This window comes from Kluyvera sichuanensis (assembly GCF_040930405.1).
Lineage (GTDB): Bacteria > Pseudomonadota > Gammaproteobacteria > Enterobacterales > Enterobacteriaceae > Kluyvera > Kluyvera sichuanensis.
This window is the reverse complement of the sequence record NZ_CP162271.1, coordinates 1,653,862-1,678,471: the sequence shown is the minus strand read 5'-3', so window position 1 is coordinate 1,678,471 and position 24,610 is coordinate 1,653,862. Positions and strand designations below refer to the sequence as shown.

At 58.0% G+C, this 24,610-nt stretch carries 26 protein-coding genes; 23 read left to right on the top strand and 3 right to left on the bottom strand.

Annotated features, from left to right (window positions below; all coding sequences use genetic code 11):
• Positions 1–67 precede the first annotated feature (67 nt).
• Entirely contained in the window at positions 68–1,480 is a 1,413-nt protein-coding gene (hpaX, locus tag AB2B48_RS08350; protein WP_333497458.1) for a 4-hydroxyphenylacetate permease, read from the bottom strand.
• Positions 1,481–1,737: 257 nt separating this feature from the next.
• Here hpaX and AB2B48_RS08345 point away from each other — a divergent pair, with 257 nt between their 5' ends.
• The 14 genes from AB2B48_RS08345 (at position 1,738) to catA (ending at position 13,530) form a co-directional block, all read left to right on the top strand.
• Positions 1,738–2,199 carry a MarR family winged helix-turn-helix transcriptional regulator gene (locus AB2B48_RS08345; protein WP_185667695.1) on the top strand — a complete coding sequence of 154 codons (462 nt, stop codon included), beginning with the start codon at positions 1,738–1,740 and terminating at the stop codon, positions 2,197–2,199.
• 334 nt (positions 2,200–2,533) lie between these two features.
• Positions 2,534–3,658 carry an amidase gene (locus tag AB2B48_RS08340; protein WP_368301526.1) on the top strand — a complete coding sequence of 375 codons (1,125 nt, stop codon included), beginning with the start codon at positions 2,534–2,536 and terminating at the stop codon, positions 3,656–3,658.
• Positions 3,659–3,758: 100 nt separating this feature from the next.
• Positions 3,759–4,886 carry an acyl-CoA dehydrogenase family protein gene (locus AB2B48_RS08335; protein ID WP_368301525.1) on the top strand — a complete coding sequence of 376 codons (1,128 nt, stop codon included), beginning with the start codon at positions 3,759–3,761 and terminating at the stop codon, positions 4,884–4,886.
• A gap of 22 nt (positions 4,887–4,908) precedes the next feature.
• Entirely contained in the window at positions 4,909–5,268 is a 360-nt protein-coding gene (locus AB2B48_RS08330; protein ID WP_220438866.1) for an IacB protein, read from the top strand.
• A gap of 8 nt (positions 5,269–5,276) precedes the next feature.
• Positions 5,277–5,831: a nuclear transport factor 2 family protein gene (locus tag AB2B48_RS08325; RefSeq protein WP_368301524.1), complete on the top strand. Its 555-nt coding sequence runs from the start codon at positions 5,277–5,279 to the stop codon at positions 5,829–5,831.
• Positions 5,821–7,131 carry an aromatic ring-hydroxylating oxygenase subunit alpha gene (locus tag AB2B48_RS08320; protein ID WP_368301523.1) on the top strand — a complete coding sequence of 437 codons (1,311 nt, stop codon included), beginning with the start codon at positions 5,821–5,823 and terminating at the stop codon, positions 7,129–7,131. Before AB2B48_RS08325 ends, AB2B48_RS08320 begins: the two co-directional genes overlap by 11 nt.
• Entirely contained in the window at positions 7,132–7,614 is a 483-nt protein-coding gene (locus tag AB2B48_RS08315; protein ID WP_368301522.1) for an aromatic-ring-hydroxylating dioxygenase subunit beta, read from the top strand.
• 10 nt (positions 7,615–7,624) lie between these two features.
• Positions 7,625–8,365 carry an SDR family NAD(P)-dependent oxidoreductase gene (locus AB2B48_RS08310; protein ID WP_368301521.1) on the top strand — a complete coding sequence of 247 codons (741 nt, stop codon included), beginning with the start codon at positions 7,625–7,627 and terminating at the stop codon, positions 8,363–8,365.
• A gap of 10 nt (positions 8,366–8,375) precedes the next feature.
• A complete protein-coding gene (locus AB2B48_RS08305; protein ID WP_368301520.1) occupies positions 8,376–9,308 on the top strand; it encodes a PDR/VanB family oxidoreductase in 933 nt (310 codons plus the stop codon).
• An 11-nt stretch (positions 9,309–9,319) separates the two neighbouring features.
• A complete protein-coding gene (locus AB2B48_RS08300) occupies positions 9,320–9,814 on the top strand; it encodes a flavin reductase (protein WP_368301519.1) in 495 nt (164 codons plus the stop codon).
• A gap of 20 nt (positions 9,815–9,834) precedes the next feature.
• Positions 9,835–11,178 (top strand): MFS transporter, encoded by a 1,344-nt coding sequence (locus AB2B48_RS08295; protein WP_368301518.1) that lies wholly within the window; start codon positions 9,835–9,837, stop codon positions 11,176–11,178.
• Positions 11,165–12,277, top strand: coding sequence for a muconate/chloromuconate family cycloisomerase (locus AB2B48_RS08290; protein WP_368301517.1), 1,113 nt, complete (start codon positions 11,165–11,167; stop codon positions 12,275–12,277). The genes AB2B48_RS08295 and AB2B48_RS08290 overlap by 14 nt, the downstream gene beginning before the upstream one ends.
• A gap of 12 nt (positions 12,278–12,289) precedes the next feature.
• Complete coding sequence (gene catC / locus AB2B48_RS08285) at positions 12,290–12,568, top strand: muconolactone Delta-isomerase (RefSeq protein WP_220438876.1); 279 nt, start codon at positions 12,290–12,292, stop codon at positions 12,566–12,568.
• A gap of 35 nt (positions 12,569–12,603) precedes the next feature.
• The gene (catA, locus tag AB2B48_RS08280; RefSeq protein ID WP_368301516.1) at positions 12,604–13,530 is read left to right on the top strand and encodes a catechol 1,2-dioxygenase; all 927 of its coding nucleotides are present in this window, start codon (positions 12,604–12,606) and stop codon (positions 13,528–13,530) included.
• Positions 13,531–13,690: 160 nt separating this feature from the next.
• Here the strand turns inward: catA and AB2B48_RS08275 are convergent, their stop codons facing one another.
• On the bottom strand, positions 13,691–14,671 hold the full coding sequence (locus tag AB2B48_RS08275; RefSeq protein WP_368301891.1) for an IS110 family transposase: 981 nt from the start codon (positions 14,669–14,671) through the stop codon (positions 13,691–13,693).
• A 232-nt stretch (positions 14,672–14,903) separates the two neighbouring features.
• Entirely contained in the window at positions 14,904–15,899 is a 996-nt protein-coding gene (gene proX, locus AB2B48_RS08270; RefSeq protein ID WP_185667706.1) for a glycine betaine/L-proline ABC transporter substrate-binding protein ProX, read from the bottom strand.
• 410 nt (positions 15,900–16,309) lie between these two features.
• On the opposite strand from proX, the gene AB2B48_RS08265 reads away from it, so the two are divergent.
• The 9 genes from AB2B48_RS08265 (at position 16,310) to AB2B48_RS08225 (ending at position 24,607) form a co-directional block, all read left to right on the top strand.
• A complete protein-coding gene (locus tag AB2B48_RS08265) occupies positions 16,310–16,618 on the top strand; it encodes a hypothetical protein (protein WP_185667707.1) in 309 nt (102 codons plus the stop codon).
• 622 nt (positions 16,619–17,240) lie between these two features.
• Entirely contained in the window at positions 17,241–17,819 is a 579-nt protein-coding gene (locus AB2B48_RS08260; protein ID WP_368301515.1) for a fimbrial protein, read from the top strand.
• Positions 17,820–17,872: 53 nt separating this feature from the next.
• On the top strand, positions 17,873–18,418 hold the full coding sequence (locus AB2B48_RS08255; protein WP_368301514.1) for a fimbrial protein: 546 nt from the start codon (positions 17,873–17,875) through the stop codon (positions 18,416–18,418).
• Positions 18,419–18,459: 41 nt separating this feature from the next.
• Positions 18,460–19,176, top strand: a complete 717-nt coding sequence (locus AB2B48_RS08250) for a fimbria/pilus periplasmic chaperone (RefSeq protein ID WP_368301513.1) — start codon at positions 18,460–18,462, stop codon at positions 19,174–19,176.
• Positions 19,177–19,200: 24 nt separating this feature from the next.
• Complete coding sequence (locus tag AB2B48_RS08245; RefSeq protein WP_368301512.1) at positions 19,201–21,831, top strand: fimbrial biogenesis usher protein; 2,631 nt, start codon at positions 19,201–19,203, stop codon at positions 21,829–21,831.
• Between the two features lie 15 nt (positions 21,832–21,846).
• Entirely contained in the window at positions 21,847–22,860 is a 1,014-nt protein-coding gene (locus tag AB2B48_RS08240) for a fimbrial protein (RefSeq protein ID WP_368301511.1), read from the top strand.
• A 9-nt stretch (positions 22,861–22,869) separates the two neighbouring features.
• Positions 22,870–23,412 (top strand): fimbrial protein, encoded by a 543-nt coding sequence (locus AB2B48_RS08235; RefSeq protein WP_368301510.1) that lies wholly within the window; start codon positions 22,870–22,872, stop codon positions 23,410–23,412.
• The gene (locus tag AB2B48_RS08230) at positions 23,412–23,921 is read left to right on the top strand and encodes a fimbrial protein (protein WP_368301509.1); all 510 of its coding nucleotides are present in this window, start codon (positions 23,412–23,414) and stop codon (positions 23,919–23,921) included. The genes AB2B48_RS08235 and AB2B48_RS08230 overlap by 1 nt, the downstream gene beginning before the upstream one ends.
• A 14-nt stretch (positions 23,922–23,935) precedes the next feature.
• On the top strand, positions 23,936–24,607 hold the full coding sequence (locus AB2B48_RS08225; RefSeq protein ID WP_368301508.1) for a molecular chaperone: 672 nt from the start codon (positions 23,936–23,938) through the stop codon (positions 24,605–24,607).
• Positions 24,608–24,610 lie beyond the last annotated feature (3 nt).

Genomic DNA, 24,610 nt, shown 5'->3' with positions numbered 1-24,610 from the left:
AGCCTGTCCCGGTGTCGCTTCGCTCGGCCGGGCTACGTGATGTTCTCTGGTAGCCCGGACGAGGCGTTTACGCCGACTCCGGGGCGGCACCGACCGTATCGGACTGTCGCTGCGTCGCCTTCATCGGAATAAACGCGATAATCACCGCGCCCAGCACCAGGAACCCGGCGACCATATAGATCCCCGCGTTAAAGCTGCCGGTCACATCCTTCATCAGCCCCATCAGCAGTGGCCCCAGCGCCGCGCCGGTCATCCCGGTGCCGTTAATCACCGCAATACCCAGCGCACGGGCGCGCAGCGACAGCGCTCTGTCCGGCGTGGTCCAGAAAATCACCATCGCGGCAAATGCCCCCATCGATGCCATCACAATACCGGTAAACTGCAGCGGCGGATAAGGGCTGGTGGCGGTCAGCACCCAGCCTGCGGCGGCGAACAGATACGGCAGCAGGGTATGCAGTTTACGTTCGTTATGGCGGTCAGAGCGCTTGCTCCACCAGACCATCCCGACAATGGTACAAACCTGAGGAATGGCGCTAAGCAGGCCGATGGTGACGTTACTGCTTTCGGCGTTAAAGCTGCGCAGAATCAGCGGCGTCCAGACGCTCAGGGCGCTGAGCGTATTGGTCAGGCAGAAGTAGGCCAACGTGTAGAGCATGATGGTGGGCGTCATCAGCTCGCGCATGACGCTCTTTTGCCCCACCGACGCGGCCTGAATCGCGCTTTGCGTTTGCAGCGCGCTTTGGCGGTCGGCCTCCATCATCTCTTCGAGGCAGGCTTTATCGTCGTCGGTCAGCCATTTCGCCTTCGACGGGCTGTCATCAAGCCAGAACCAGACCACCAGACCGAGCAGCACCGACGGGAAGCCTTCCAGCAAGAACAACCACTGCCAACCCTTGAGATTCAACATGCCGTCCATGTTGAGAATATAGCCGGAGGCCAGCGACCCCAGCGCCATCGTCACCGGCATGGCAATCATAAACAGGGCGTTAGCACGGGCGCGATAATGCGCCGGGAACCAGTAGGTTAAGTAGTAGAGCAGGCCGGGCAGGAAGCCCGCTTCGGCGATCCCAACCAGCATACGCAGCGCATACAGGCTATTTGGCCCGGTGGCGAAAAGCGTTGCGGTGGAGGCGATGCCCCAGACAATCATCAGGACGGCAATCCAGCGGCGGGCGCCAACGATGGTCAGCATCACGTTGCTGGGAATACCGCACACCACGTACATCACGTAAAACAGGGTCGTCGCCAGACCAAACATGGTGCTGGTGAGTCCCAGGTCTTTGCCCATGGTCAGGCCGGCAAAGCCGATGTTAATGCGGTCGAGGTAAGAAAAGACAAACAGCACGAATAAAAACACAATTAAACGACGGAAAAGCTTATTGATAACCGCCTGCTGACGCGGGTTCAGCGGCTGCTGCGCCGGGGGCGGAGTGGCAAGCTCCCCGTCGCGTTTGTGTCCCAGAGAAGGGCTATCGTTCATGAAAAGCTCCACATTGTGATTATTAGTATGGGTGCCGTGCAGGCTGCTAACGTATAGAAAATAGCCGCTGAAGATGTCAATTTTCCGTGTGTAAAATGATACGTAATTGTTATGTGTGTGGCATTTGTGAATCATAATGAGATCTGCGTCGCTTTCATTGACGCGTCATTGTGGTTTGCGGCCAAAAGGGGTCAGGACGGGCGGAAAGACAAAGCGTATAATCATAAAATCTGAAGTTTTTTGGGGTAAGGAAACGCATGGGTCATATAAAAAAAGTATCGGAAGACGCCGTCTTTCATCGTGAAGAGTTTCCGTTCTACTGGATTGTTAACGTCTATGCGCGTTACACCCAAACCGTAGAGGTCGCCCTGAAAAAGATTGGCCTGGACGTCTCCCGTTTTCGCGTACTGATGATCACCCACCAGTACGGCGAAGCGAGCATTTCGCAAATATCCGAATACGCGCTGGCGAAAATGCCGACGGTAACTAAAATCGTTGGCCGCCTGCGCGACGATGGGCTGGTCACGACTGCCAACAGCGTCCACGACGCCCGCGTGACGGTGGTGATGCTGACAGAAACCGGCCAGCAGAAAGTGGCGGAAGCCATGCCGCTGGTGGGCAAGATTTTCGATAAAGGCTTTAAGGGAATCAGCGCCAGTCAGGTGGAGAAAATGAACCTGACGCTGTCAAAAGTGCTGGATAATCTTAACGAGCTGTAGCCCGCCGCACGGCACAATGACAAAATTGTGACTGGTGTAGAAAAATATCATAACTCGCTGTAAATAAACCCTTTTATTACGACCGCCGCTGGAGAGCACTTCAGCGGTAACGCCCTCCCTTATGCCGAAATTTGCTATGTAATTCATCAGGCTGCATGAATAACCCCGCTCATTAAAAGGTTAATGAATTGTTATATCATGGTAAATTTAACGTGAAAATTTACTTGAATTTTCATCTAAATATTCCATAGTGATTAACTATCGGACAGGGCAAAAAAGCAGCATCGACTGCGTGCCTGAATGTGATTCATTTTTTCTGGTTAAGGTGTTAATCATGCAGCCAGTTTGTGAGAGCAATGGGTTTATCGAACGGTTCACCCTCGGTGAGGGCGACCTGAGTTTTGCCGTCAAAGACACGCTGGACGTGGCGGGATTCCGCACCCAGGCGGGTTGTCCGGCGCTGGCTGATACGCCGGTTGCCGCCCAGCATGCGAGCGTCGTCGCCACTCTGCTGGCCAACGCCTGCGTCCTGGCGGGGAAAACCACGCTGCACGAACTGGCGTTTGGCGTCACCGGCATTAATCCCTGGAGCGGCACGCCGGTCAATCCGCGCTTTCCGGCGCTGATCCCCGGCGGTTCCTCCAGCGGCTCGGCTGCCGTGGTGGCGGCGGGCGAGGTCGATTTTGCCCTCGGCACCGACACCGGCGGTTCGGTACGCATGCCAGCGGCCTGCTGCGGGATCCTTGGCCTGAAACCGGGCTACGGCGTGCTGAGCCGTCAGGGCGTGATACCTGCCGCCAGCTCGCTGGACAGCGTGGGTCTGTTTACCCGCGATGCACATACCCTTCGTCAGGCGCTGAACCGCCTGCACATTACCGTCGAATCCCCGCTGGACGCGCTGCCAGCCATCACCTTTATCCCGGCAGCGTTGCCGGAAATCGATGCCGCGCTGCTGCGCTTCCTTGCCGAGGCGGGCGTAAAGCCAGCGCAGGGCGAACTGCCAACGCTTACCGATGCCCATCTCGCGGGCGTCGCCATTATCAGCCATGAAAACTGGCAGGCCTTTAGCCCGCTGCTGATGGAGGAGTCCGTCTCCCAGGACGTTGCCACCCGCATTCGCGCCGGAGGCTCGGTCACCGCCGAAGCGCTGTCCCAGGCCGAGCAGATGCGCCGCCGCTTTAGCGACGACGTCGACGCGCTGCTTGCCGACACGCCGCTGCTGGCGCTGGCCACCTTGCCGGAACTGCCACCAACGCTTACCGAAGCGAAAGATCCGCTCAGCGTGGTCAACCTGACCCGGCTGGTGAGGCCGTTTAACCTCAGCGGACACCCGGCGCTCACGCTGCCTGCAGGCACGCTTGATGGTCGACCGATTGCGCTGCAATTGGTGGCCCGTAAAGGGGCTGAAGGGCTGCTGGTGCAGGCCGCCGAGTGGCTCACGGCCCGAACGCGCCGCTAACCTTACTCGCTTTACCTTTTCCCTGATGACTCAGTGAGTTCGACTCATTGCGGCCTCGTTCGCCCGGCGAACGGCTGCCTATCAATTTCTGGAGAAAGCTATGTCTACCGTCCAGGTCCGTGAATCGCTGGTTCCGCTGCTGAGTGAAGTGAGCGCACGCAGCACTGATTTTGAGCATCAACGCCATATTTCTGACGACATCATTACCGGTTTTAAACAGGCGGGCGTCTATCGCGCGCTGGTGCCGAAAATCTACGGTGGCGACGAGTGCACCCCGGCACAGTTTTGCGAACTGGTTGAGCAGATTGCCACCGCGGACGGTTCCGCAGGCTGGGTGGCCAGCTTCGGTATGAGCCCGTTTTACCTCGGCGCGCTGCCGGTAGAAACCTTAAAAGAGCTATATCGCGATGGCCCGGACGTGGTCTTTGCGGGCGGGATTTTCCCGACGCAAAAAGCGCGTCAGGCTGACGGCGGCTACCGGGTCAGCGGGCGCTGGAGCTTTGCCAGCGGCAGCATGGGGGCATCGGTGCTGGGGGTAGGCATTCAGCCCGATGGCGACCAGGCGCTGCCGCGCATGGCGGTACTGCCTCGCGCCAGCGTGCAGATTGATCCGGTATGGGACACGGTAGGCCTTGCCGGAACCGGCAGCCACGACCTGCTGGTGGATGACGTTTTTGTGCCGCAGGAGTGGACCTTTATTCGCGGCGGCGCGCTGAACCTCGAAGGGCCGCTGTACCGCTACCCGGTGCTCTCTCTGGCAACCCAGGTGCTCTCGGTGGTGGCGCTCGGCGTGGCCCGCGCGGCGCTCAACGAAATTTACGCCATTGCCCATCGTCAGCAGTCGGTCACCGGTGCACCGCGCCTGGCCGACCGCCCGCAGGCACAGATGCAAATTGCCCGCTGCGAGGCCGATCTGCGTTCCGCCCGCGCCTGGTTCTATGACGCCATCGACGACGTCTGGCAGCAACTGCTCAGAGGCGATGACGCGGAGTGTGCGCAGATCAACGCCTTACGACTTTCTTCGACCCACGTGACCCGCGTCGCCGCTGAGGTGGCACGCCAGGCGCTGGCGCTGAACGGCATGGGCGGCGTCACTATGACCAGCCCGCTGCAGCGCTACGTCCGCGACACGATGGTGATTACCCAACATGCCTTTATGGGCGACCTCTCGTACCTCAATGCCGGTACGGTCTTTTTCGGCGGTAAACCGATGCCCGGTTACCTGTGATTTTTAACCTAAGGAGCAACCAATGAGCCAATCAACCAAACTGCGCGTGCTGTTTTGCATCGGCGTGAACCAGAATTTTTTCGATGCCAGCGCGGCTGAAGCCAAACAGGTATGGGCCGCCTTTGGCGTGATGATGAAAGGGATGGAAGAGACCCCGGGGATCACGGTTATCGGCAACATGGACGATGACCAACTGATGGTCGGCCCGTCTACCACCGCACCGTGGACCACCTACGTGCTGGCAGACGCGCAGGCGCTGGAAAACGTCGCGGCAGTCTGCAACCTGTTCCGCACCACCCCGGTCGGCGACAGCGGCAGCAAGCTGTGGAAGTACTGCAAAATCGAAGCCCGCGTCGGTCGCGAGCTGATTATCCAGGGCTAAGGGAGCAGATGATGACCTCTCAGGATGCGCTGCGCCTCCAGCAGCTTGAAGACCAGCAGGCCGCGCGGGTGTGCATCAGCAACTATATGCACCTATGCGACAGGCTGGATTCACTCGATACGGTGCAGGCCATTGGCGCGCTGTTCTCCGTCGATGCTTGTTGGGAAGGCGTGGGTGAACCCTACGCTACGCGCCTGGGGCGTCATCAGGGACGCGCGGCGATTATCGCGATGATGGCGGGCTACGTCCGCCAGCCCGCGCACTTCGCCATGAACGCGCACTTTCTCTGCTCAGAGGCGTTGACGACAGCACCCGGTGGCGACGTACAGGGCCGCTGGCTGATGCTGCAAACCTCGGCGTTCAGCGCGGGCGGCGCGCACCTCAATGCCGCCGAATTAAACGTCACTTTCCGGCGCGAAGCGGGGGAGATGGTGATGCACCATTTCTCCACCCGCAACCTGTTTAGCCGACCCGTAAGCCACTGGCACGCCGAGGATACCCTCCCGGTGCCGGACCAAAATCAGACCGTCGAAGACGTGCAGGAGAATGGACATGCAGTGTGATCACCTGATTAATGTGAAGAATATCGATACCACGATGCCGAACGCGCCGAGCCGCGAAGAGATTGCCTCGTTGGTACAGCACGACCGTGTACACACCTCGCTGTACACCTCCGAAGCGCTGTTCAATCTGGAACTGGACCGCGTGTTCGGCAAAACCTGGGTTTGGGTAGCGCACGCCAGTGAAATCCCGGAGACCGGCAGCTTTAAAACCACTGAAATCGGCACCCAGCCGGTGATTGTGGTGCGGGGCCGTAAAGGTACCGTCCACACGCTGCTGAACCGCTGCCGCCACCGCGCGGCTACCGTTTGCGAACACCGCAGCGGCAAAACCAACAGCTTTGTCTGCCCATACCACGGCTGGGGCTACGCGCTCGACGGCAGCCTGCGCGGCGTGCCGCACCCGGAAAGCTATGCCGACCAGTTAGAAAAGGGCGAACTGGGGCTGGTCTCCCTGCGCACCGAACAGTATGCGGGCATGATCTTCGCCACCTTCAACGATCATATTGAACCGCTGGAAGATTTCCTCGGTGCGGCGAAAAAGTGGATGGATCTGTTTATGAAGCAGGGCGCGGGCTACCCGATCAAAACCGGCCCGGCGCACCGTTTCCGCTTCCCCGGCAACTGGAAAATTCAGCTCGAAAACACCACCGACGGCTACCACTTCCCGGTGGTGCACCGCTCGTTCTTAAGCTCGGTCGATAAGCAGACCGAAGAGATGCTCAACTTTGTTGACGGCAGCGGCTATGTCGAAGATCTCGGCAACGGCCATAGCGTGATGGTGATGATCCCGGAACTGGTAGATCTGGAAGCCAATCTTGATGCGCCGATCCCCGAGCGCTTTACAGATCTTGCCGACGCACTGCGAGCGGATCACGACGAAGATCAGGTGCGGCGTATCGTCCGCGCGGTCGGTGGCTCCGGCTTCAACCTCAATATCTTCCCGAATATTGCCTGCTCGATGGCCTTCTTCCGCGTCTTGCAGCCGGTGTCGGTGAACGAAACCGAAATTCACCACGCGGTGATCACCATGGACGGCGGCCCGGAAATCGCTAACCAGGCGCGTCTGCGTCTGCACGAACACTTCCAGGGGCCGATGGGCTTCGGCACGCCGGATGACTCGGAAGCGTGGGAGCGCGTCCAGCGCGGGGCCACCGCCGGAGACGATCTGTGGATCATGCTCAACCGCGGCCTGGCCGGAGAATACCGCACCGATGACGGCCTGCGCAGCGACGTCAGCGCTGAAACCGGCATGCGTGCGGCCTACCAGCAGTGGAAAAAATTGATGACGGAGATGGAATAAATGACGACCGCTGAATCTGTACTGTTTAACGCCATCGCAATTATCAACCTCGAAGGCGACCTGCTGGATCAGGGTGAATTCGATGCCTGGCTGGAGCTCTGGCAGCACGACGGCCTGTACGTGGTGCCGATCGACCCGACCGAAACCGACTTTAAAAACACGCTCAACTACGCCTGCGACGATCACGAGATGCGCGCCAAGCGCGTGAAGCGTCTTTATAGCGGCGAGTCTATTTCCACCACCCCGCGCGCCAGAACGCTGCGCACGCTGTCGCGCTTCCGCCTGCTGGAAGCGAACGAAAACGAAGTGGTGGTGCGCGGCGCGCAGTCGCTGTGGGAGCACCGCAAGGGCCACAGCCGCCACTACGCCGCCGACATTACCTGGCGCCTGCAGCCGCAGGAAGGCGGCTGGCGGATCACGCAGAAAGTGATTCGCCTGGTCAACAGCGACGATGTGCTGCACAGCATCGGCTACATCCTGTAAGGAACCGTTTATGACGCAAACCGTATTAGTCACCGGGGCCGCCTCCGGCCTCGGCAACGTCATTGCCACCCACCTGCTGGCCGAAGGTTTTCAGGTGGTGCTGACCGACGTTGACGCTGCCCGTGCCGCCGATGCCGCAGCAAAACTGGATAACGGCGAAGGCAAAGTGCTAGCGCTGGGGCTGGATATTCGCCAGCCGGAAGCCTTCGACCAGGCGCTGACGGCGACCATCGAACGCTTTGGCAGCCTGCAGGTGCTGGTCAATAACGCCGCGCTGACGCTCGCCACCCCGGTGATGGAGATTAGCGCCGAAGAGTTTGACCAGGTGATTTCCACCAACCTGCGCGGCACCTTTGTCGGCTGCCAGACGATGGGGCGCTACTTCGCCCGCCGCGGCTATGGTCGCATCATCAACCTCGCATCGCTCGCCGGGCAGAACGGCGGCACCGCTTCCGGGGCGCACTATGCGGCGTCAAAAGGCGGCATCCTGACGCTGACTAAAGTCTTTGCCCGTGAGCTGGCGAAATCCGGCGTGACGGTCAACGCCATCGCGCCGGGGCCGATGGACCTGCCGACGGTGCACGCGCTGGTGCCGGAAGAGAAGATGCCTGGCCTGTTACAGATGATCCCGGTGGGTGAACTTGGCGACGCGGCGTTTGTCGCACAGGCCGTCGCGTTGCTGGCTTCCCAAACCTCGTCGTTTGTCACCGGGGCCACCTGGGACATTAACGGCGGGCTGTTTATGCGTTAAGGAGGCATCAATGCTGACATTACAGGTTATCCGCCGCGAGCTACAGGGCGAGGTAGTGCTGCTGACGCTGGCTCAGGCCGACGGTGCGGCGCTGCCCGCGTTCACCGCCGGGGCGCATATCGACTTGCATCTGGGCGACGATCTGGTGCGCCCGTACTCGCTGTGCGGCGACCCGTGCGAGCGCCACCACTACCAGCTTGGCGTGCTGAAAGACAGCCAGTCCAAAGGCGGCTCACTTGCCGTTCACCGGCTACAGGAAGGCGATGAGATTCAGGTCAGCGAGCCGCGCAACCTGTTTGCGCTGGATGAAAAGGCCAGCCACAGCCTGCTTATTGGCGGCGGTATCGGTATTACGCCGATGCTGGCGATGGCGGCAGAGCTGCTGGCGGCCGGGCGTTCTTTCAGCCTGCATTACTGTGCGCGAAGCCGCGCCCAGGCCGCGTTTGTCGCCCAGTTGACGGCGTCGTCTTACGCCCCGCAGGTGCATCTGCACTTCAGCGATGAACAGCGAATCAACCTTGATGCGGTGCTGTGCGACGTGCCTGCTGGCACCCATGTCTACGTCTGCGGCCCAACGCGGCTGATGGATGCGGTGAGCGAGCAGGCCACCGCGCAGGGCTATGCGCCGGAGCAGATCCACCAGGAGTGCTTTAGCGCCGAGGTGGACACCGGTGGCCAGCCGTTTGAAGTGGTGGCAGTCGCCAGCGGCATCACCGTTCAGGTGGCGGCAAACCAGACCATCGTTGAAGCGCTGGCGCTGGCGGGGCTGAAGGTCTGCGTCTCCTGCAAACAGGGGATCTGCGGCAGTTGCCTGACCGACGTGCTGGAAGGTGAGCCGGATCATCGTGACCACTATCTGACCGACGAAGAGAAGGCCGATGGCGATCAGATCCTGCTGTGTTGCTCCCGGGCGAAAAGCGCCCGTCTGATAATCGATCTTTGAGGATCTTCTCTATGACTCTGCAAACCGAGTTTCGTAACGCCATGGCGCAGTTGGGTAGCGCGGTATCGGTGATCACCACCGACGGCCCGGCGGGCAAATTTGGCTTTACCGCCTCTGCCGTCTGTAGCGTGACCGACCAGCCGCCAACGCTGCTGGTGTGCATGAACCGCAACTCTTTTGCCCACGCGCACTTCAAGCAAAACGGCGCGCTGTGCGTCAACGTGCTGTCGAGCGACCACCAGACGCTGTCCGGCATTTTTGCCAACGCCAGCCTGCGCTCTGAAGAGCGTTTCTGCCACGACAGCTGGCAGGTGATGGCCAGCGGCGCACCGGTACTCAGTTCGGCGGTAGCGAGCTTTGACTGCTTGATCGATGACTGTCACGAAGTGGGCAGCCACTCGGTCTTTTACTGCCGGGTGCAGGCGATTCGCATCAGCGAGCAGTCGCGCGGGCTGGTCTATTTCAACCGCCGCTACCACACGGTTGGCTGCGACGTGGAAGCCTAAAGACAAAAGGGGAATGCCGGATGAGCAATGTCGTTTCTGAAACTGCCGTCACATCAACAACCGTCCGCCAGGACGCGCAGCAGATGCGCAAGCTGGTGATCGCGTCGGTACTGGGTAATGCGCTGGAATGGTATGACTTCTTTCTCTACGGCACCGCTGCGGCGCTGGTGTTTGGCCCGCTGTTCTTCCCGGTAGGCGGTGACCCGCTGCAGGGAACGCTGCTGGCGTTTTCCGGCTTTGCGGTCGGCTTTCTGGCGCGCCCGCTCGGCGGCATTCTGTTCGGCCATATCGGCGACCGCTATAGCCGCAAGATGACGCTTATTATGACCCTGACGCTGATGGGGGCGACGACCTTTATTATCGGACTGCTGCCAACCTACGCGCAGATAGGCATTTGGGCACCGCTGTCGCTGATCATCCTGCGTCTCTTACAGGGCGTGGCTTCCGGCGGCGAGTGGGGCGGTGGCGTGCTGATGCTGAGCGAAAATGCCCCGGCGGCCCGTCGCGGTTTCTATACCGCGTGGAGCCAGATGGGCGTCTCCGGTGGATTTGTACTCTCGGCCTTCGCTTTTTACCTCGTCCAACAGCTGCCAGAGCGCGATTTTCTGAGCTGGGGCTGGCGCGTGCCGTTCTTGCTGAGCATCGTCATCTTCCTGGTGGGCGTCTATATCCGCAAAAACATTCGCGAGAGCAAAGCCTTCATCCAGGCGAAGCCGGAAGACAAGCACGAAAAGATCCCGCTGTTGGTGCTGGTGCGTGAGCACCCGAAAGCGCTGCTGCAGGCGATTGCGCTGCGGCTGCCGGAAAACGGGGCGTCCTATATTTTCTTCACCTTCTCGGTGGTCTACGCCAAGCACATTGGCATCGGCACCGGGGAGATCATCAGCGCGGTGACGCTGGCGATGCTGATTGAATTCTTCTCGATCCTGTTTTGGGGCGCGCTGTCGGACAAGATTGGCCTGAAACCCGTTTACTACATCGGTGTGATTGGCCTGCTGGTGATGGCGTTCCCGTTCTTCTGGCTGCTCTCCACCGGCAACTACGGCGCGGTAATGCTGGCGATGTTCCTCGGCCTGCCGGTGTGCCATGGCGCGATGATCGGCACCCAGCCGTGCATCATGAGCGACCTCTTCCCGGTGCGCGTGCGCTACTCCGGGCTGGCGCTGGGCCACGAAGTGGGATCGATCTTCTCCGGCGGCCTCGGCCCGATGCTGGCGGTGGCGCTGCTGATGGCGTTCGACGCCTCCTGGCCGGTTTCCTTACTGTTGATCGGCTATGCGCTGCTGGCGTGGATTGCCCTGCGAAGCCTGCCGTCAACCCCAACACACTCTACAAAGGCTGGAGCAACGGATGTTAACGATTGAATCACTGACCTGCTGGCTGGTGGATATTCCCACCATTCGCCCACACAAGCTGTCGATGGCCACCATGGGCTGTCAGACCCTGACCATCGTGCGCATGCAGTGCGCCCAGGGTGTGGTCGGCTGGGGGGAGGCCACCACTATCGGCGGGCTGAGCTACGGTGCGGAAAGCCCGGAGGCCATCAGATCGGCCATTGAAACCTACCTGTCGCCGCTGCTATGCGGCCAGACCTTCAGCGGCGTGGCGGCACTGGCGGACAAAATGAACGCCAGCGTGAAGGGCAATACCTTTGCCAAATCAGCGCTGGAAACTGCGTTCCTGGATGCCCAGGGCAAGCTGCTGGGGCTGCCGGTGAGCGCGCTGCTTGGCGGGGCGATAACCGACCGTCTGCCGGTGCTGTGGACGCTGGCGAGCGGCGACACCGACAAAGACATCGACGAAGGCAAACGGCTGCTGGCGGAAGGGCGGCACGACACCTTCAAGCTGAAAATTGGTGCCCGGGAGCTAAAAACCGATATTCGCCACGCGCTGGCGATTAAAACGGCGCTGGGGCCGGAGGTCAGCGTTCGCGTTGACGTTAACCAGGCGTGGGATTTCACCACCGCCGTCAACGGGATGCGACAACTACAGGACGGCGGCATTGACCTTGTTGAGCAGCCAACCCCGCTGTGGGATCGGCAGGGGCTGATTGCCCTCAGCCAGCGCTTTGAGATTCCCATTCTCGCCGATGAGGCGGTGGCAACCAGCCATGACGGCTACGCGCTGGCGCACGGCGGCTTTAGCGGCGCCTATGCGCTGAAGATTGCCAAAGCAGGCGGCCCGGCGCAGGCGCTGAAGCTGGCGCACGTCGCACAGGCGGCGGGCGTGGCGCTGTACGGCGGCACCATGCTGGAAGGCTCGCTCGGCACGGTAGCCTCGCTTCACGCCTGGTCCACCGTACGGATGCAGTGGGGCACCGAGATGTTCGGCCCGCTGCTGCTGAAAGATGACATCGTGGTTACCCCACTCGACTTCCGCCAGGGGCAGGCTGCGCTGCCGCAGGGGCCGGGGCTGGGCGTGGAGATTGACCTCGACAAACTGCGTTATTACGCGCGCCACTAAAAGGACATCCCGATGCTGTTCAAAGTTGAAATGACCGTCAATATCCCGTCGACGCTGCCAAAAGCCGAGGCCGACGAGATCAAGGCCAAAGAGAAAGCCTACTCCCAGCAGCTTCAGCGCGAGGGGAAATGGCTGCATATCTGGCGCGTCGCCGGGCTGTACGCCAACGTCAGCATTTTTGACGTGGCCGATAACCAGCAGCTTCACGACCTCTTAACCGCGCTGCCGCTCTATCCGTATATGGAGATCAGCGTGCAGCCGTTATGCCGACACCCGTCGGCCATTGATTAAAACAACAAACCTTACCCTACGAAGAGGAATACGCAATGTCCGTTAATCCCGCAAAACAGACCGAACTGGAATCCTTACTGGCCATCAGCAGCGGCCTGAACGCCGAGCAGGGCAATGAGCGCTTTAAGGCGATCATGCATCAGGTGCTGAGCGACCTGTGCCAGACTATCCGCAAATTTGATATCACCGACGAAGAGTTCTGGCTGGCGGTGAACTACCTGAACGAACTGGGCGAGCGCAAAGAAGCGGCGCTGCTGGCGGCTGGGTTAGGGCTGGAGCACTATCTGGATATCCGCGCCGATGAAAAAGAGGTCGCCGCCGGTAACGACGTGGGCACACCGCGCACCATCGAAGGGCCGCTGTACGTCGCGGGCGCACCGCTGAGCAAGCAGTTTGCCCGCATGGACGACGGCAGCGAGCAGGGCGAGCCGATGTGGCTGCACGGACAGGTGACCGACCTTGAAGGTAATCCGGTACCGGGTGCGATTGTCGATATCTGGCATGCCAACACCCTGGGCGGCTATTCGTTCTTCGACCAGTCGCAAAGCGAATACCACCTGCGCCGCCGTGTGGAAACTGGCGCTGACGGGCGCTACGCGGTGCAGAGTATCGTACCTTGCGGCTACGGCTGCCCGCCGGATGGCCCAACCCAGAAGCTGCTGGATCAGTTAGGCCGTCACGGTAATCGTCCTGCCCACGTGCACTTCTTTGTTTCCGCGCCGGGTTACAAGCATCTGACCACGCAAATCAACCTCAACGGCGATGCTTACCTGTGGGACGATTTTGCCTTCGCCACCCGTGAAGAGCTGATTGCAGACCCGGTGAAAATCACCGATGAAGCGCTTTCTCAGGAACGTAATATCAACCAACCGCATACCGAAGTGAGCTTTAACTTTGCGCTGGTGGCGTCCGCTGAGACCAGCGAAGAGAGCCGCATTAAGCGTGCGCGGGTGATGGAGTGATTTGAGGCGCGGTGCCACCCCGGCGGCGCTGCGCTTGACCGGGCTACAATCGTTCGTAGATACTGTGAGCGGCAGCAACTCCTTTTCACCGTTGCTTCCCGGATTGCAGGCATAACTTTAACAGCGCCTTCTGGCGCTGTTATCACTTCCCCGTCCGCCTTTATACTACAGGCATCCCATGCTGCAACGCATCGAACGTTTTTCCTGACTTTAATACCCCATAGGCCACCTGCGCCAGCTTACGCATCATTGCACCTATTATCACTTTCGGTCGCTTCCCGTTACCTTCCAGCCTTTCCCTGAACGCTTTTCCCCATGCCGTGTGATACAACGCTGACATCGCCGGCATATATAATGCTCCGCGCAGATGAACCGGTCCTGCTTTGCTCATCCTGCTTGTTCGCATCACGCTGCTCCCCGACTCATGCTGCTTCGGCGTCAGTCCTGCATACGCTGCGAACTGCCGCGCAGTGGCGAACCTCAGCTTCAGTCCCGTGTACGCCAGCAGCACCGCGGCGGTTTTCTCTCCTATCCCCGGGATACTGCTCAGCAGCTTCCGCCGTTGTTTCATATCGGGGTCGTTGTCCGTCAGGTCTTTTATCTGTTTTTCAATGCGCCTCAGCTCTGCTCCCAGACACTGCAGGAGAACATCAATGCTCTCCAGCTGTACTTCCGGTGCAGTTTCCTGGCGGTTTTTCTCCTGAGTCTGCATCTCTGTCAGCGACTGATGTCGTAGCACCAGCGCTTTCAGGGCCCGCTCTGTCGGGTGCGGCGCTTCCCATGCTGGCGGCTTTTTCTCCCGGCAGAAGTGAGCCAGCATACGAGCGTCCACTTTGTCGGTTTTGTTGCGCAGCCCTTCACTGCGGGCAAAGGCAGCGCTCAGGGAAGGGTTGATGATGGAGACGGTATACCCGGCATCGCTCAGATGGGCGGCAGCGTCTTCCATGTAGGTGCTGGTAGACTCCATGCAGACATGAGCATGGCTCACCTCATGGCTACGAAGCCAGCGGACCAGGTCCTCATAGCCCGGGGGAGTATTGGCAAACTTTTTACAGAGATGGCGGCCATCAGGGCGAAGGATATCAACATCAAGTTTAGTTTTAGCGACATCAATGCCGATGAAGTACAGTTCATATTCCATAGTGAAACCCACCTTGCGAATGCGGATTACCGGTAAAAACCGGTCCATGATACTGTCCGGTTTGTCACATGAGAAAGAACGGCGGACCGGTGCAGAATATCTACGGTACAGGCGTGAAAGCCTAAGCCCGGGCACGGCATCCGGACCGCCATCAGAGAGAACTGGCCGGTTCTTTCTGACGAGGTAATCATACAAGCCCGGGCGAGCGAATGTACGACCCCGGGACTGCGTCTTACTTCGCCGCCAGCGCCTCTTTTATCCAGCCATCAAACGTCTGCTGGTGAGCCTTAATCCACCCGTCGACGTGGCTCTGAATATCCTCCGGCGTTGATTTCCCGGTATGCATCAGCTGGTTCTGGGCGTTCACGTCCGCCAGCGGCAGTTTCGCCACCGCAAACAGCTTCGCCGCCGCCGGGTTCTTCGCCGCCCATTCTTTATTGGCGACGATGTACTCGTTGTTTACCGCAAAGCCGTAATTCTTGCCGTTCGGCAATTCGGTATTCAAATCCTTAAGCGTGCCCGGATTCGCCGAGAACGGCACGGTCAGCCACACCACATCTTTGCCGGGTTTGAGCTCGTCGCTGACCCAGTAAGGCGTCCAGGTCCAGTAGAGCACCGGTTTGCCCGCCTTATAGCGGGAGAGGGTGTCGGCAATAATCGCCGAATAGTTGCCCTGATTTTGCGTCACCGTCTTATCAAGGCCGTAGGCTTTAATCTGGGTATCAATCACCGAGCCGCACACCCAGCCGGGGTTACAGCCCGCTAAATCCGCTTTGCCGTCACCGTTGGCATCAAATAGCTGCGCGAGCTTAGGATCTTTCAGCTGTGAAATATCGGTAATATGGTATTTATCGGCGGTTTTTTTATCGATCAAATAGCCCTGCGCTGCGCCGCTAATATAGGTGCCCTGACGGTAGAACTTTTTATCACCGCCGCTGGCGTGGTACATATCCTGCTGCAGCGGCATCCAGTTCACCGCCATGTAGGTGGCATCCCCGGCGGCAATGGAGGTGTAAGCGACGTTGTACTCCACCTCTTCGATAGGCGCGACGGTATAGCCGAGCTGCGTCAGCGCGCGGTTGATTATCTCGGTTTGAAACGTCTCTTCCGGTAGGGGGCTTTGCACCGGGTGCACGGTCACGCCCTTACCGGGCAGGTCGGCGGCAAATAGGGTAGATGAGGTAAAGAGTGCTGCCAGCGTAAGGACGCTTTTTGTGGTGGTTTGCATAATCATGACCTTATTATTTTCGCGTGTTAAGCCAGAAATGACAGGTTATTCCCGCTTGGATAAAAGGTGGAAATAAAGGCAGGTGAGACGGTTATATTCTCCATAAAGTTAACATTAATAACTTTACCCTAACATATTGGTCCGGGCTGGCAATGCGTAATATCCGCAGAACGGCCGTTTTATTGCCTTTTTGGGCTAAGGTTAATCTTAAAAATAATCTGATGACGATCGCGGATTCGGCTGAAATAAGCGGTGAATACGAAGAATGAGGGATGCCTGAAAAACGTCACTGACGCTAGAGTCAGTAGACTAACCTTTTCCGCTGGTACGCTGGCGAATCAGGCCGTAGAAGGAGGTATGGCGAGGCACTCGCGATACCGATCGTTGCTCACAGGATGTGAGGTCTGAAGATGAAAACCATTCATGTAGTCTGCCTGGCGCTTGCCGCCTTAACCTTATCATCCCCGCTTTTGGCGCAAACGGGTACTTCCTCAGGTAAAATTCACTTTGTCGGCAAGATTGTTGAAGGCGGCTGTAATGTGGTTCCCCAGGCACAAATCATGCAGGTGAACTGCTATCGCGATGGAAAAAACCAGCTCCATCAGATCACCCTTCCTGCCGCGGGAAATGCACCGATTATGCAGACCTATGGCACGGTGAGTCAGAGAACGTTATCAGCCCACCCAGAACTGCGGGAAGTAACCATTAGCTATTTTTAAGTGATATCTCATCATCGCCTTTTCTCCCATCCGAAGCAGAGGCGCGCTACGCATCTCTGATGGTCATCTTTTTGTCCATCAGAGATAGTACCTGACTAAATTAGTAAGCCACCTTCAAGTAAAAATATCTTTTGCGATGAAGAACCTGCTGACATTTTTATAAATGAAAAGTGCATGTTTATTTACGCTTATTTAGTCACGATTTGGTGTGTATTCTGCTATAAATTAATAAATATTATCTACCGCTGAAATGCTATTTAACCCTCCTGGTGAAATACTCCCTATGTGGTATTAATACACAAAATTAACATAGTGCAGTGGTGTTAATATCCATTTTAAACAATCGGTTATATCAGTGCTTTCAAGTGAAGCACTCATTCTTCGAAAAATAACTGTCCACTATCGGATAAAAACGACGTTGTAAAACAATATTGGCATTGTGGATAATCTGCGCCATCAGGTTCGGACGATCTGACGACAAAATATTATTTATAGCGATTGCTGCGAGAAAAATTGCCCAGTTCAATAATAACTTTGCAGACTATTTAATTTATTAAATGGGAACGTTCCCCTATTTTGTCTTAAACATCAGGGAAATATTAATTTTGACAACCCAAAGGCAATGAAAATGAAAAATTTAACGGTTAAAGGACTGACGCTGGCATTAATGATGGTGGGTGGTTCGGCAATGGCAATGGGGGGCTCCAGCGATGCGACCGGCCCAAATACCGTATCCGGTGGTTCCGTTCATTTTACCGGTTCGGTGGTGAACGCGGCCTGTGCCGTCGCACAAGACTCGGTCAACAAAACCGTGGATATGGGGCAGGTTCGCCTGGCGGCCTTCGGTGAGCAACCGACGGTCGGCACGGCGGCAAACCAGAAAACCCCGTTCAGCATCACGCTGACCGACTGCGACACCCAGGTGTCTACCGAGGCAACCGTGACCTTTAACGGCGCGGCGGCGAAAGACAACGCAGGCGTCCTGGACAACATGGCCGGTGCGGGCGGCGCACAGGGCGTTGGCGTGCAAATTTATGACACCGACGGCACCGCGCTGGATCTGGGCAAAGAATCGAAAGCCGCCACCCTTATCGACGGCGATAACGTCATGAGCTTCTCTGCAGACTACATCACCACTGCAAGCACGTTGACCGCCGGTAACGTCGACGCAACGGCGACCTTCAACGTTACCTACCAGTAACGTTTCAGGGATGGCTAACGCCACGGACGGCAAATTTGTGAAGAGGAGTCGGGATGAAGCTATCGCAACCGGGCCTGGCGCTGCTGCTGAACGGCCTGATGCCGCTGGCCTGGGCCGGCAATCACCACGTGGTCACCGTTCCAGGTGGCGACGTGCACTTCACCGGCGCAGTGGTGGAAGCGGCCTGCGCGGTGGATACCAATAGCGATGCGCAGACGGTGGACATGGGGCAGGTACGCTCCAGCCTGTTTGGCGGCACCGGCAGCTGGGGCAGCCCGCAGCCGTTTACCATCGTGCTTAAGGAGTGTGACACCGCCATCAGCCAACAGGTTGGCGTGGCGTTTAACGGCGTCACCGACGCGAAGGATCCTACGGTGCTGGCGGTGACCAGCGGAGCGGGCAGTGCGGCCCATGTGGGCATCGGCATCTTTGATAGCAGCGGCAATGTGATTATCCCCAATACGGCACCGCAGCTTTTTACCACGCTGAAAGATGACACCAATGTACTGAACTTTGTCGCCAAATATCGGGCAACTGCCGAGAACGTTTCGCCTGGCGAAGCGGATGCACAAACCTGGTTCACGTTGACCTACATGTAACGATTCCGCCGCGGCGGGCGTATTTAATTAAAAGGTAACTCATGTCTATTTTTTCCCGAACCGGCCTATGGGCGACGGCGCTGACGTTAGCCAGCCTGCCGTTATTCTCGCCGCTTGCCCAGGCGGCCGACTATGGCGGTATTGCGCTTGGCGCAACGCGGGTTATCTATCCTCAGGGAAGCGAGCAGATTTCGTTATCGGTTAATAATACCGATAGCCAGGGGGTGTTTTTAATTCAGTCATGGGTGGAAAACGCCGACAGTAAAAAGAGCAGCGATTTTGTGGTGACGCCGCCGCTGTTTGTGATTAAGCCGAAAAAAGAAAATACCCTGCGGGTGATGTATATCGGCCAGGAGGCGTCGTTGCCAAAAGACCGTGAAAGTCTTTACTGGATGAACGTGAAAGCCATTCCGGCCGCCAGTAAAGAGGCACAAAATAAAAATACGCTGCAAATTGCCGTTCTCAACCGCATCAAACTGTTTGTACGCCCGAAAGGGCTGACGATGCCGTCCGCCGATGCGCCAGCACAACTGCGTTTTCATCAGGCAGGCTCGCAGTTGACGATTAAAAACCCCACGCCGTACTACGTGACCCTGGTGGAGCTGACTGAAGGCACCGCCGCGCTTCCGGCCACGATGGTTCCACCATTAGGGCAGAACAGCCTCGCCGTGCCGTCAACCGCACACGGTGAGATCACTTTCCAGACGGTGAATGATTACGGCGCGAATACGCCGAAACAACATGCGATTATGGAATAACCCGCGGGACAGGTCGGCGAAATAATGACACTTCGTAACTGCTATGCCGCTCAGGCAATCGCACGGGCTTTGCGTTACCCAAAGTACGGCTTTACCGTTATTTTGCCGGCGGCGCTGAGCGCTATTCCCTACACGGCCTGCGCGGATAACTATTTTAACCCCGCATTTCTTGCCGGTGATAATTCAGCGGTAGCGGACCTGTCGCGTTTTGAAAATAGCAATGGACAGGCTCCGGGGAAATATCGGGTTGATATTTATCTCAACCAACAGTTTATTTCCAGCGAAGATGTCGATTTTAAAGCGGATAAGAAAAGTCAGGATGATACCGGACTGTCGCCGTGCTTTACCCTGACGCGTCTTGAAGCAATGGGGCTTAACCCGAACGCCTTCCCGGCGCTCAAAGCGCTGCCTGCCGACCAGTGCGTCCCGTTTGACGCCATTCCTGACGGCAGCACCCGTTTTGATTTTGAACACCAGAAGCTCGATATCAGCATTCCACAGGCCGGGATGAAGCAGAGCGCGCGCGGCTATATTCCGCCGGAGCAGTGGGATCAGGGGATTAACGCCATGACCCTGAACTATGACTTTTCCGGCAGTAACAGCGGCGGCACCCGCAGCCAGGACAGCTATTACCTGAACTTACAAAGCGGTTTGAACCTCGGGGCCTGGCGTCTGCGCGACTACTCCACCTGGAACTACAGCCACGGCGAAGGCAGCACGCAGAACGAATGGCAGCACATCAGCACCTACGTCGAACGGACGATCGTCCCGTTAAAGTCGGAGTTAACGTTAGGTGAAAGCTACACGCCGTCGGATGTATTTGATTCGCTGGGCTTTCGCGGCGCGCAAATCGCCTCCGATGACAATATGCTGCCCGACAGCCTCAAAGGCTTTGCGCCGACCGTGCGTGGTATTGCCCGCAGCAACGCCAAAGTCACCATCAAACAGAACGGCTACGTCATCTACCAGACCTACGTGTCGCCGGGGGCGTTTGCTATTAAGGATCTCTATCCCACTTCATCAAGCGGCGATTTGCAGGTGACGGTGCAGGAGACGGACGGCAGCGAAAATAGCTACACGGTACCCTATTCAGCGGTGCCGCTGCTCCAGCGTGAAGGGCGACTCAAGTACGCGCTGACCGCCGGGAAATACCGCAGCGGCAACGATCAGCAGGACGAAGTGGACTTTGCACAGGGGACGCTTATCTGGGGGTTGCCGAGGGGATTTACCGCCTACGGCGGCAGTCAGGCATCGGCGGATTATCGGGCGTTTGCGCTGGGTATTGGGCTCAATATGGGCGACCTTGGGGCGGTATCCACCGATATTACCCAGGCTAACAGTACGCTGGTGGACGGTAGCCAGCATGAAGGGCAGTCCGTGCGTTTTCTGTATGCTAAAGCGCTGAACTCGCTCGGTACCAACTTCCAGCTGCTGGGCTATCGCTATTCGACGCAGGGTTTTTACACCCTTGATGAAACCACCTACCAGCATATGGACGGCTATACCGGTGAAGACGGTTTTCAGGATGATGACCACGACGGTAAGCAGGATAAGCCGCAGTGGACCGATTTCTACAACCTCTACTACACCAAAAAAGGCAAAGTGCAGATCAACGTTTCGCAGTCGGTGGGCGACAACGGTTCGCTGTTTATCACCGGCTCCGAGCAGAGTTATTGGCATACCGATGAAACCGACAAGCTTATCCAGATTGGCTATAACGGCAACTGGAACACTATCTCTTTCGGCCTGACGTGGAACTACGACCGCTCGCCGGGAGAGCGCGAGGCTGACCAGGTTTATGCCTTTAACGTCTCGCTGCCGATTGGCGAATGGCTCGCCGGGCGCGGTAACGCCGACGTCTACCATGCGGCGAACACGCTTAACGCCTCGTACAACATGAGTACCGACCGCCACGGCAAAACCTCACAGACCGCCGGGGTCAACGGCACGCTGCTGGCAGATAACAACCTGAACTACAACGTGCAGGAGAGCTACGGCAACCATGGCACCGGCGACAGTGGCAACGCCAGCCTCAGCTATCAAGGCACTTACGGCAACCTGAAGGCCGGTTACAACTACAGCGACGGCTATCACCAGCGTAACTACGGCATGAGCGGCGGCGTTGTGGTCCACCGCAACGGCGTCACCCTGAGCCAACCGCTGGGCGACACCAATATTCTGGTGAAAGCGCCAGGGGCGGCGGGCGTGGCGCTGGAGAACACCACCGGGGTTAAAACCGACTGGCGTGGTTACGCGGTAGTGCCGTATGCCACCACCTATCGTCAGAACCGCGTGGCGCTGGACACCAACTCAATGGGGCAAAACGTCGATATCGACGATGCGGTGGTCAATGTGGTGCCCACGCAAGGGGCGATGGTGCGTGCGGAGTTTAACGCCCATATCGGCGCCCGCGTGCTGATGACCCTCAACCATCTGAATAAACCGGTGCCGTTTGGTTCTACGGTGACGGTCAACGACAGCCAGCAGAGCAGCCTGGTCGGCGATGATGGACAGGTTTATCTCTCCGGCCTGCCGCCGTCCGGCACGCTGGTGGTGCAGTGGGGGGAAGGGGACGACAAACGCTGCTCAGTGGCCTACCAGCTCTCGGCCGACCAAATGACCACCTTTAATCGGGTGGCGGAAATCTGTCATTAACGCTGCGGAAAATTCATGAAAATATTAATAAAAATGCTATTTAGTTTACTGTTGTTGAGCGCGGCCAGCACGGCGTTTGCCGGTTCGTCGGACAGCTGTTCCAATGCCACCGGGTCGACGCAGAACGAAAACTTTGATGTGACAACCGCGCTGACGGCGGATACCAACGTGGCCGGAAAAACCACGCAGGTCGTGCGCTCTGGCGATATTCATATGAATGCGAAGTGCCCGAAGGTGGTCTCTAACAGAAACAACTACACCTATCGTTCCTACGTCTCGAACTACCCGGTAGTGGAAACGTCCGGAAGCTGGAAATACCTTCAGCTCAACGATTACCTTGAAGGCGCGCTGCGGGTGACCGATGCGGTTGCCGGTGACGTTTACGCGCCGGCCAACTATGCCAAAATGGGGACGGACGGCTGTGTATCTAACGGCTGCAACTTCCCGGTGTCGGACTCCAACATCACGCTGCAGATAAAAATTGCCAAACCCTTTGTCGGTAACGTCACCATCCCGCAGACGCGGCTGTTCAACGTCTATATCAACCGCAGCAGCGGCGGGTCGTTCGGCACGCCGGTTTATACCATCTCGTTTAGCGGCTCGATCACCGTGCCGCAGAGCTGCGAAGTGAACGGCAACCAGGTGATTACCATCGACTTCGGCACGCTCTCCTCGGGGAACTTCAAAACCAAAGGACAAAAGCCTGCGGGCTTCACCCCGGTGAGCCGACAGGTGCCGGTGAAGTGCTCGGGCGGGGTGAGCGAAATGGCGAGCCTGAGCTTCCGATTTCAGGGGCAGACGGACGTGAATGAGCCGACGGCGATCGCCACAGACAACAGCGATATTGCGGTGCAGTTCACCGATATTCTTGGCAACGTGATCGTGCCCAACACCGGCACCATCCCGTTCCAGCTGCGGGACTACGTTGCGACGGTGCCGTTTACCGTCTCGCCCATTAGCGCCACCGGCAAGAAGCCACAGCAGGGAGTGTTCCATGCGCAGGCCTATATCGTGGTCGATTTTAACTAAGGAGCGGCAATGAATAACGGCAAACGGCGATACTGGCTGGTGGTCATCGGATGGGCGCTGAGCGCGGCAACGGTTCAGGCGGCGAATAACGGCGTCGAAATCGACATGAGCGGCACGGTGGTGGCCTCCACCTGCGATGTGGAAACCGCCGATACCCTGCAGACCATCTTTATTGGCAATTTCAGCAGCAATACCTTTCACACGGCGGGCGACGTATCGTCAACCGCCGATCTGGTTATCCGCCTGAAAAACTGTAGCAGCGGTATTTCCGGGGCGACGGTGATGTTCAGCGGCACGCCGGACGGCGACAACGGCAAGCTGCTGGCGCTTTCGGATACCGCCGGGAAAGGCAATATGGCCTCCGGCGTTGGCGTGGAGATCCTCGATGCCAATAAGAAAACGGTGGCGATTAACACCGCCAGCGACAGCCAGTCACTGCAGGAAGGGGATAACAACGCGCTGACGTTTTTCCTGCGCTATCAGGCGACGAAAATTCCGGTCACCGCCGGAAACGCCTCGTCGGTCATGTATTTCGATCTGAGCTACCAGTAATGAAAATAATCTTCACGCTGCTGCTGCTGGCTGCCGCCAGCGCGCAGGCGCACGACGGCACCGTCTACGTCAGCGGCTCCATTCAGGACAACACCTGCATCGTGTCACCGTCTTCTCAGGCGCAGACCGTGCCGCTGGGCGACATCGCCGCAAAGCAGTTCGCCACTAAAGGCAGTGGCTCGTCGCCGGTGGCTTTTATTATCGATCTGCAACAGTGCGGTGCCGCGGCAACCGGCGTTGATTTCACCTTTAGCGGGGCGGCTGACTCGGCGGATAAAACGCTGTTGGCGCTCGACAGCGGTAGCGATGCGGCGCAGGGGGTTGCGATTGAACTGCAAGACGCCGATCACGCCCGACTGCCGCTGAATCAGGCTTCATCTCGCTACGTGATTGACCCGACCCGTGCCGATAACGTCTTTATCTTCTACGCCCGCTATATGGCAACGGCGAGCAGCGTGAGCAGCGGCACGGCAAACGCCACCGCGACCTTTACGCTGACCTGGCAATAGTGGGGGAGTGCACCATGAAATATGGCCTGTTTGCCCTGCTGGTCTTCGGCGTTTCCGCCCACGCGGGTGTTACCGTAGACGGTACCCGTTTTATCTTTAGTGCCGACAAGCCGAGCATCACCTTCACGGTGAACAACACTGCTCAGCAGCGCTATCTGGTGCTGTCAAAGGTGCTGGATGCCAGGGGGCAGAGCGGCAATCAGGTGCCGTTTATCACCACGCCGCCGTTGTTTCCGCTGCTGCCGGAGCATAGCAACATCGTACGCATTATGCGTACGGGCGGTGACCTGCCGGATGACCGCGAAAGCCTGTTCTGGCTGAGCGTGGCCAGCATTCCTGAAACCCAGAGCAAGCCGGCCGCAAACGCCTTACAGATAGCGATTCGTAGCCGGATGAAACTGTTTTATCGCCCTATGGGCCTGAAGGGGCGCGAAGAAGAGGCCTATCGCCAACTGGTGTGGAAAGTGCAAGGCAGTAAGACCCAGGTCAGCAACCCAACGCCTTATTACGTCACGCTGTTTAACCTGCGTGTTAACGGCAAGGCGGTGGAAAACGCTGGCATGGTGGCACCATTTGCTACCGAGTCGAGAAGCGCCTGCCCGACCAGCGGTCGCTGCGTGCTGCAATGGCAAACCATTAATGACTACGGGCGCGTGATGCCCATACAGACGCAAGCGCTAAGGTAAGCC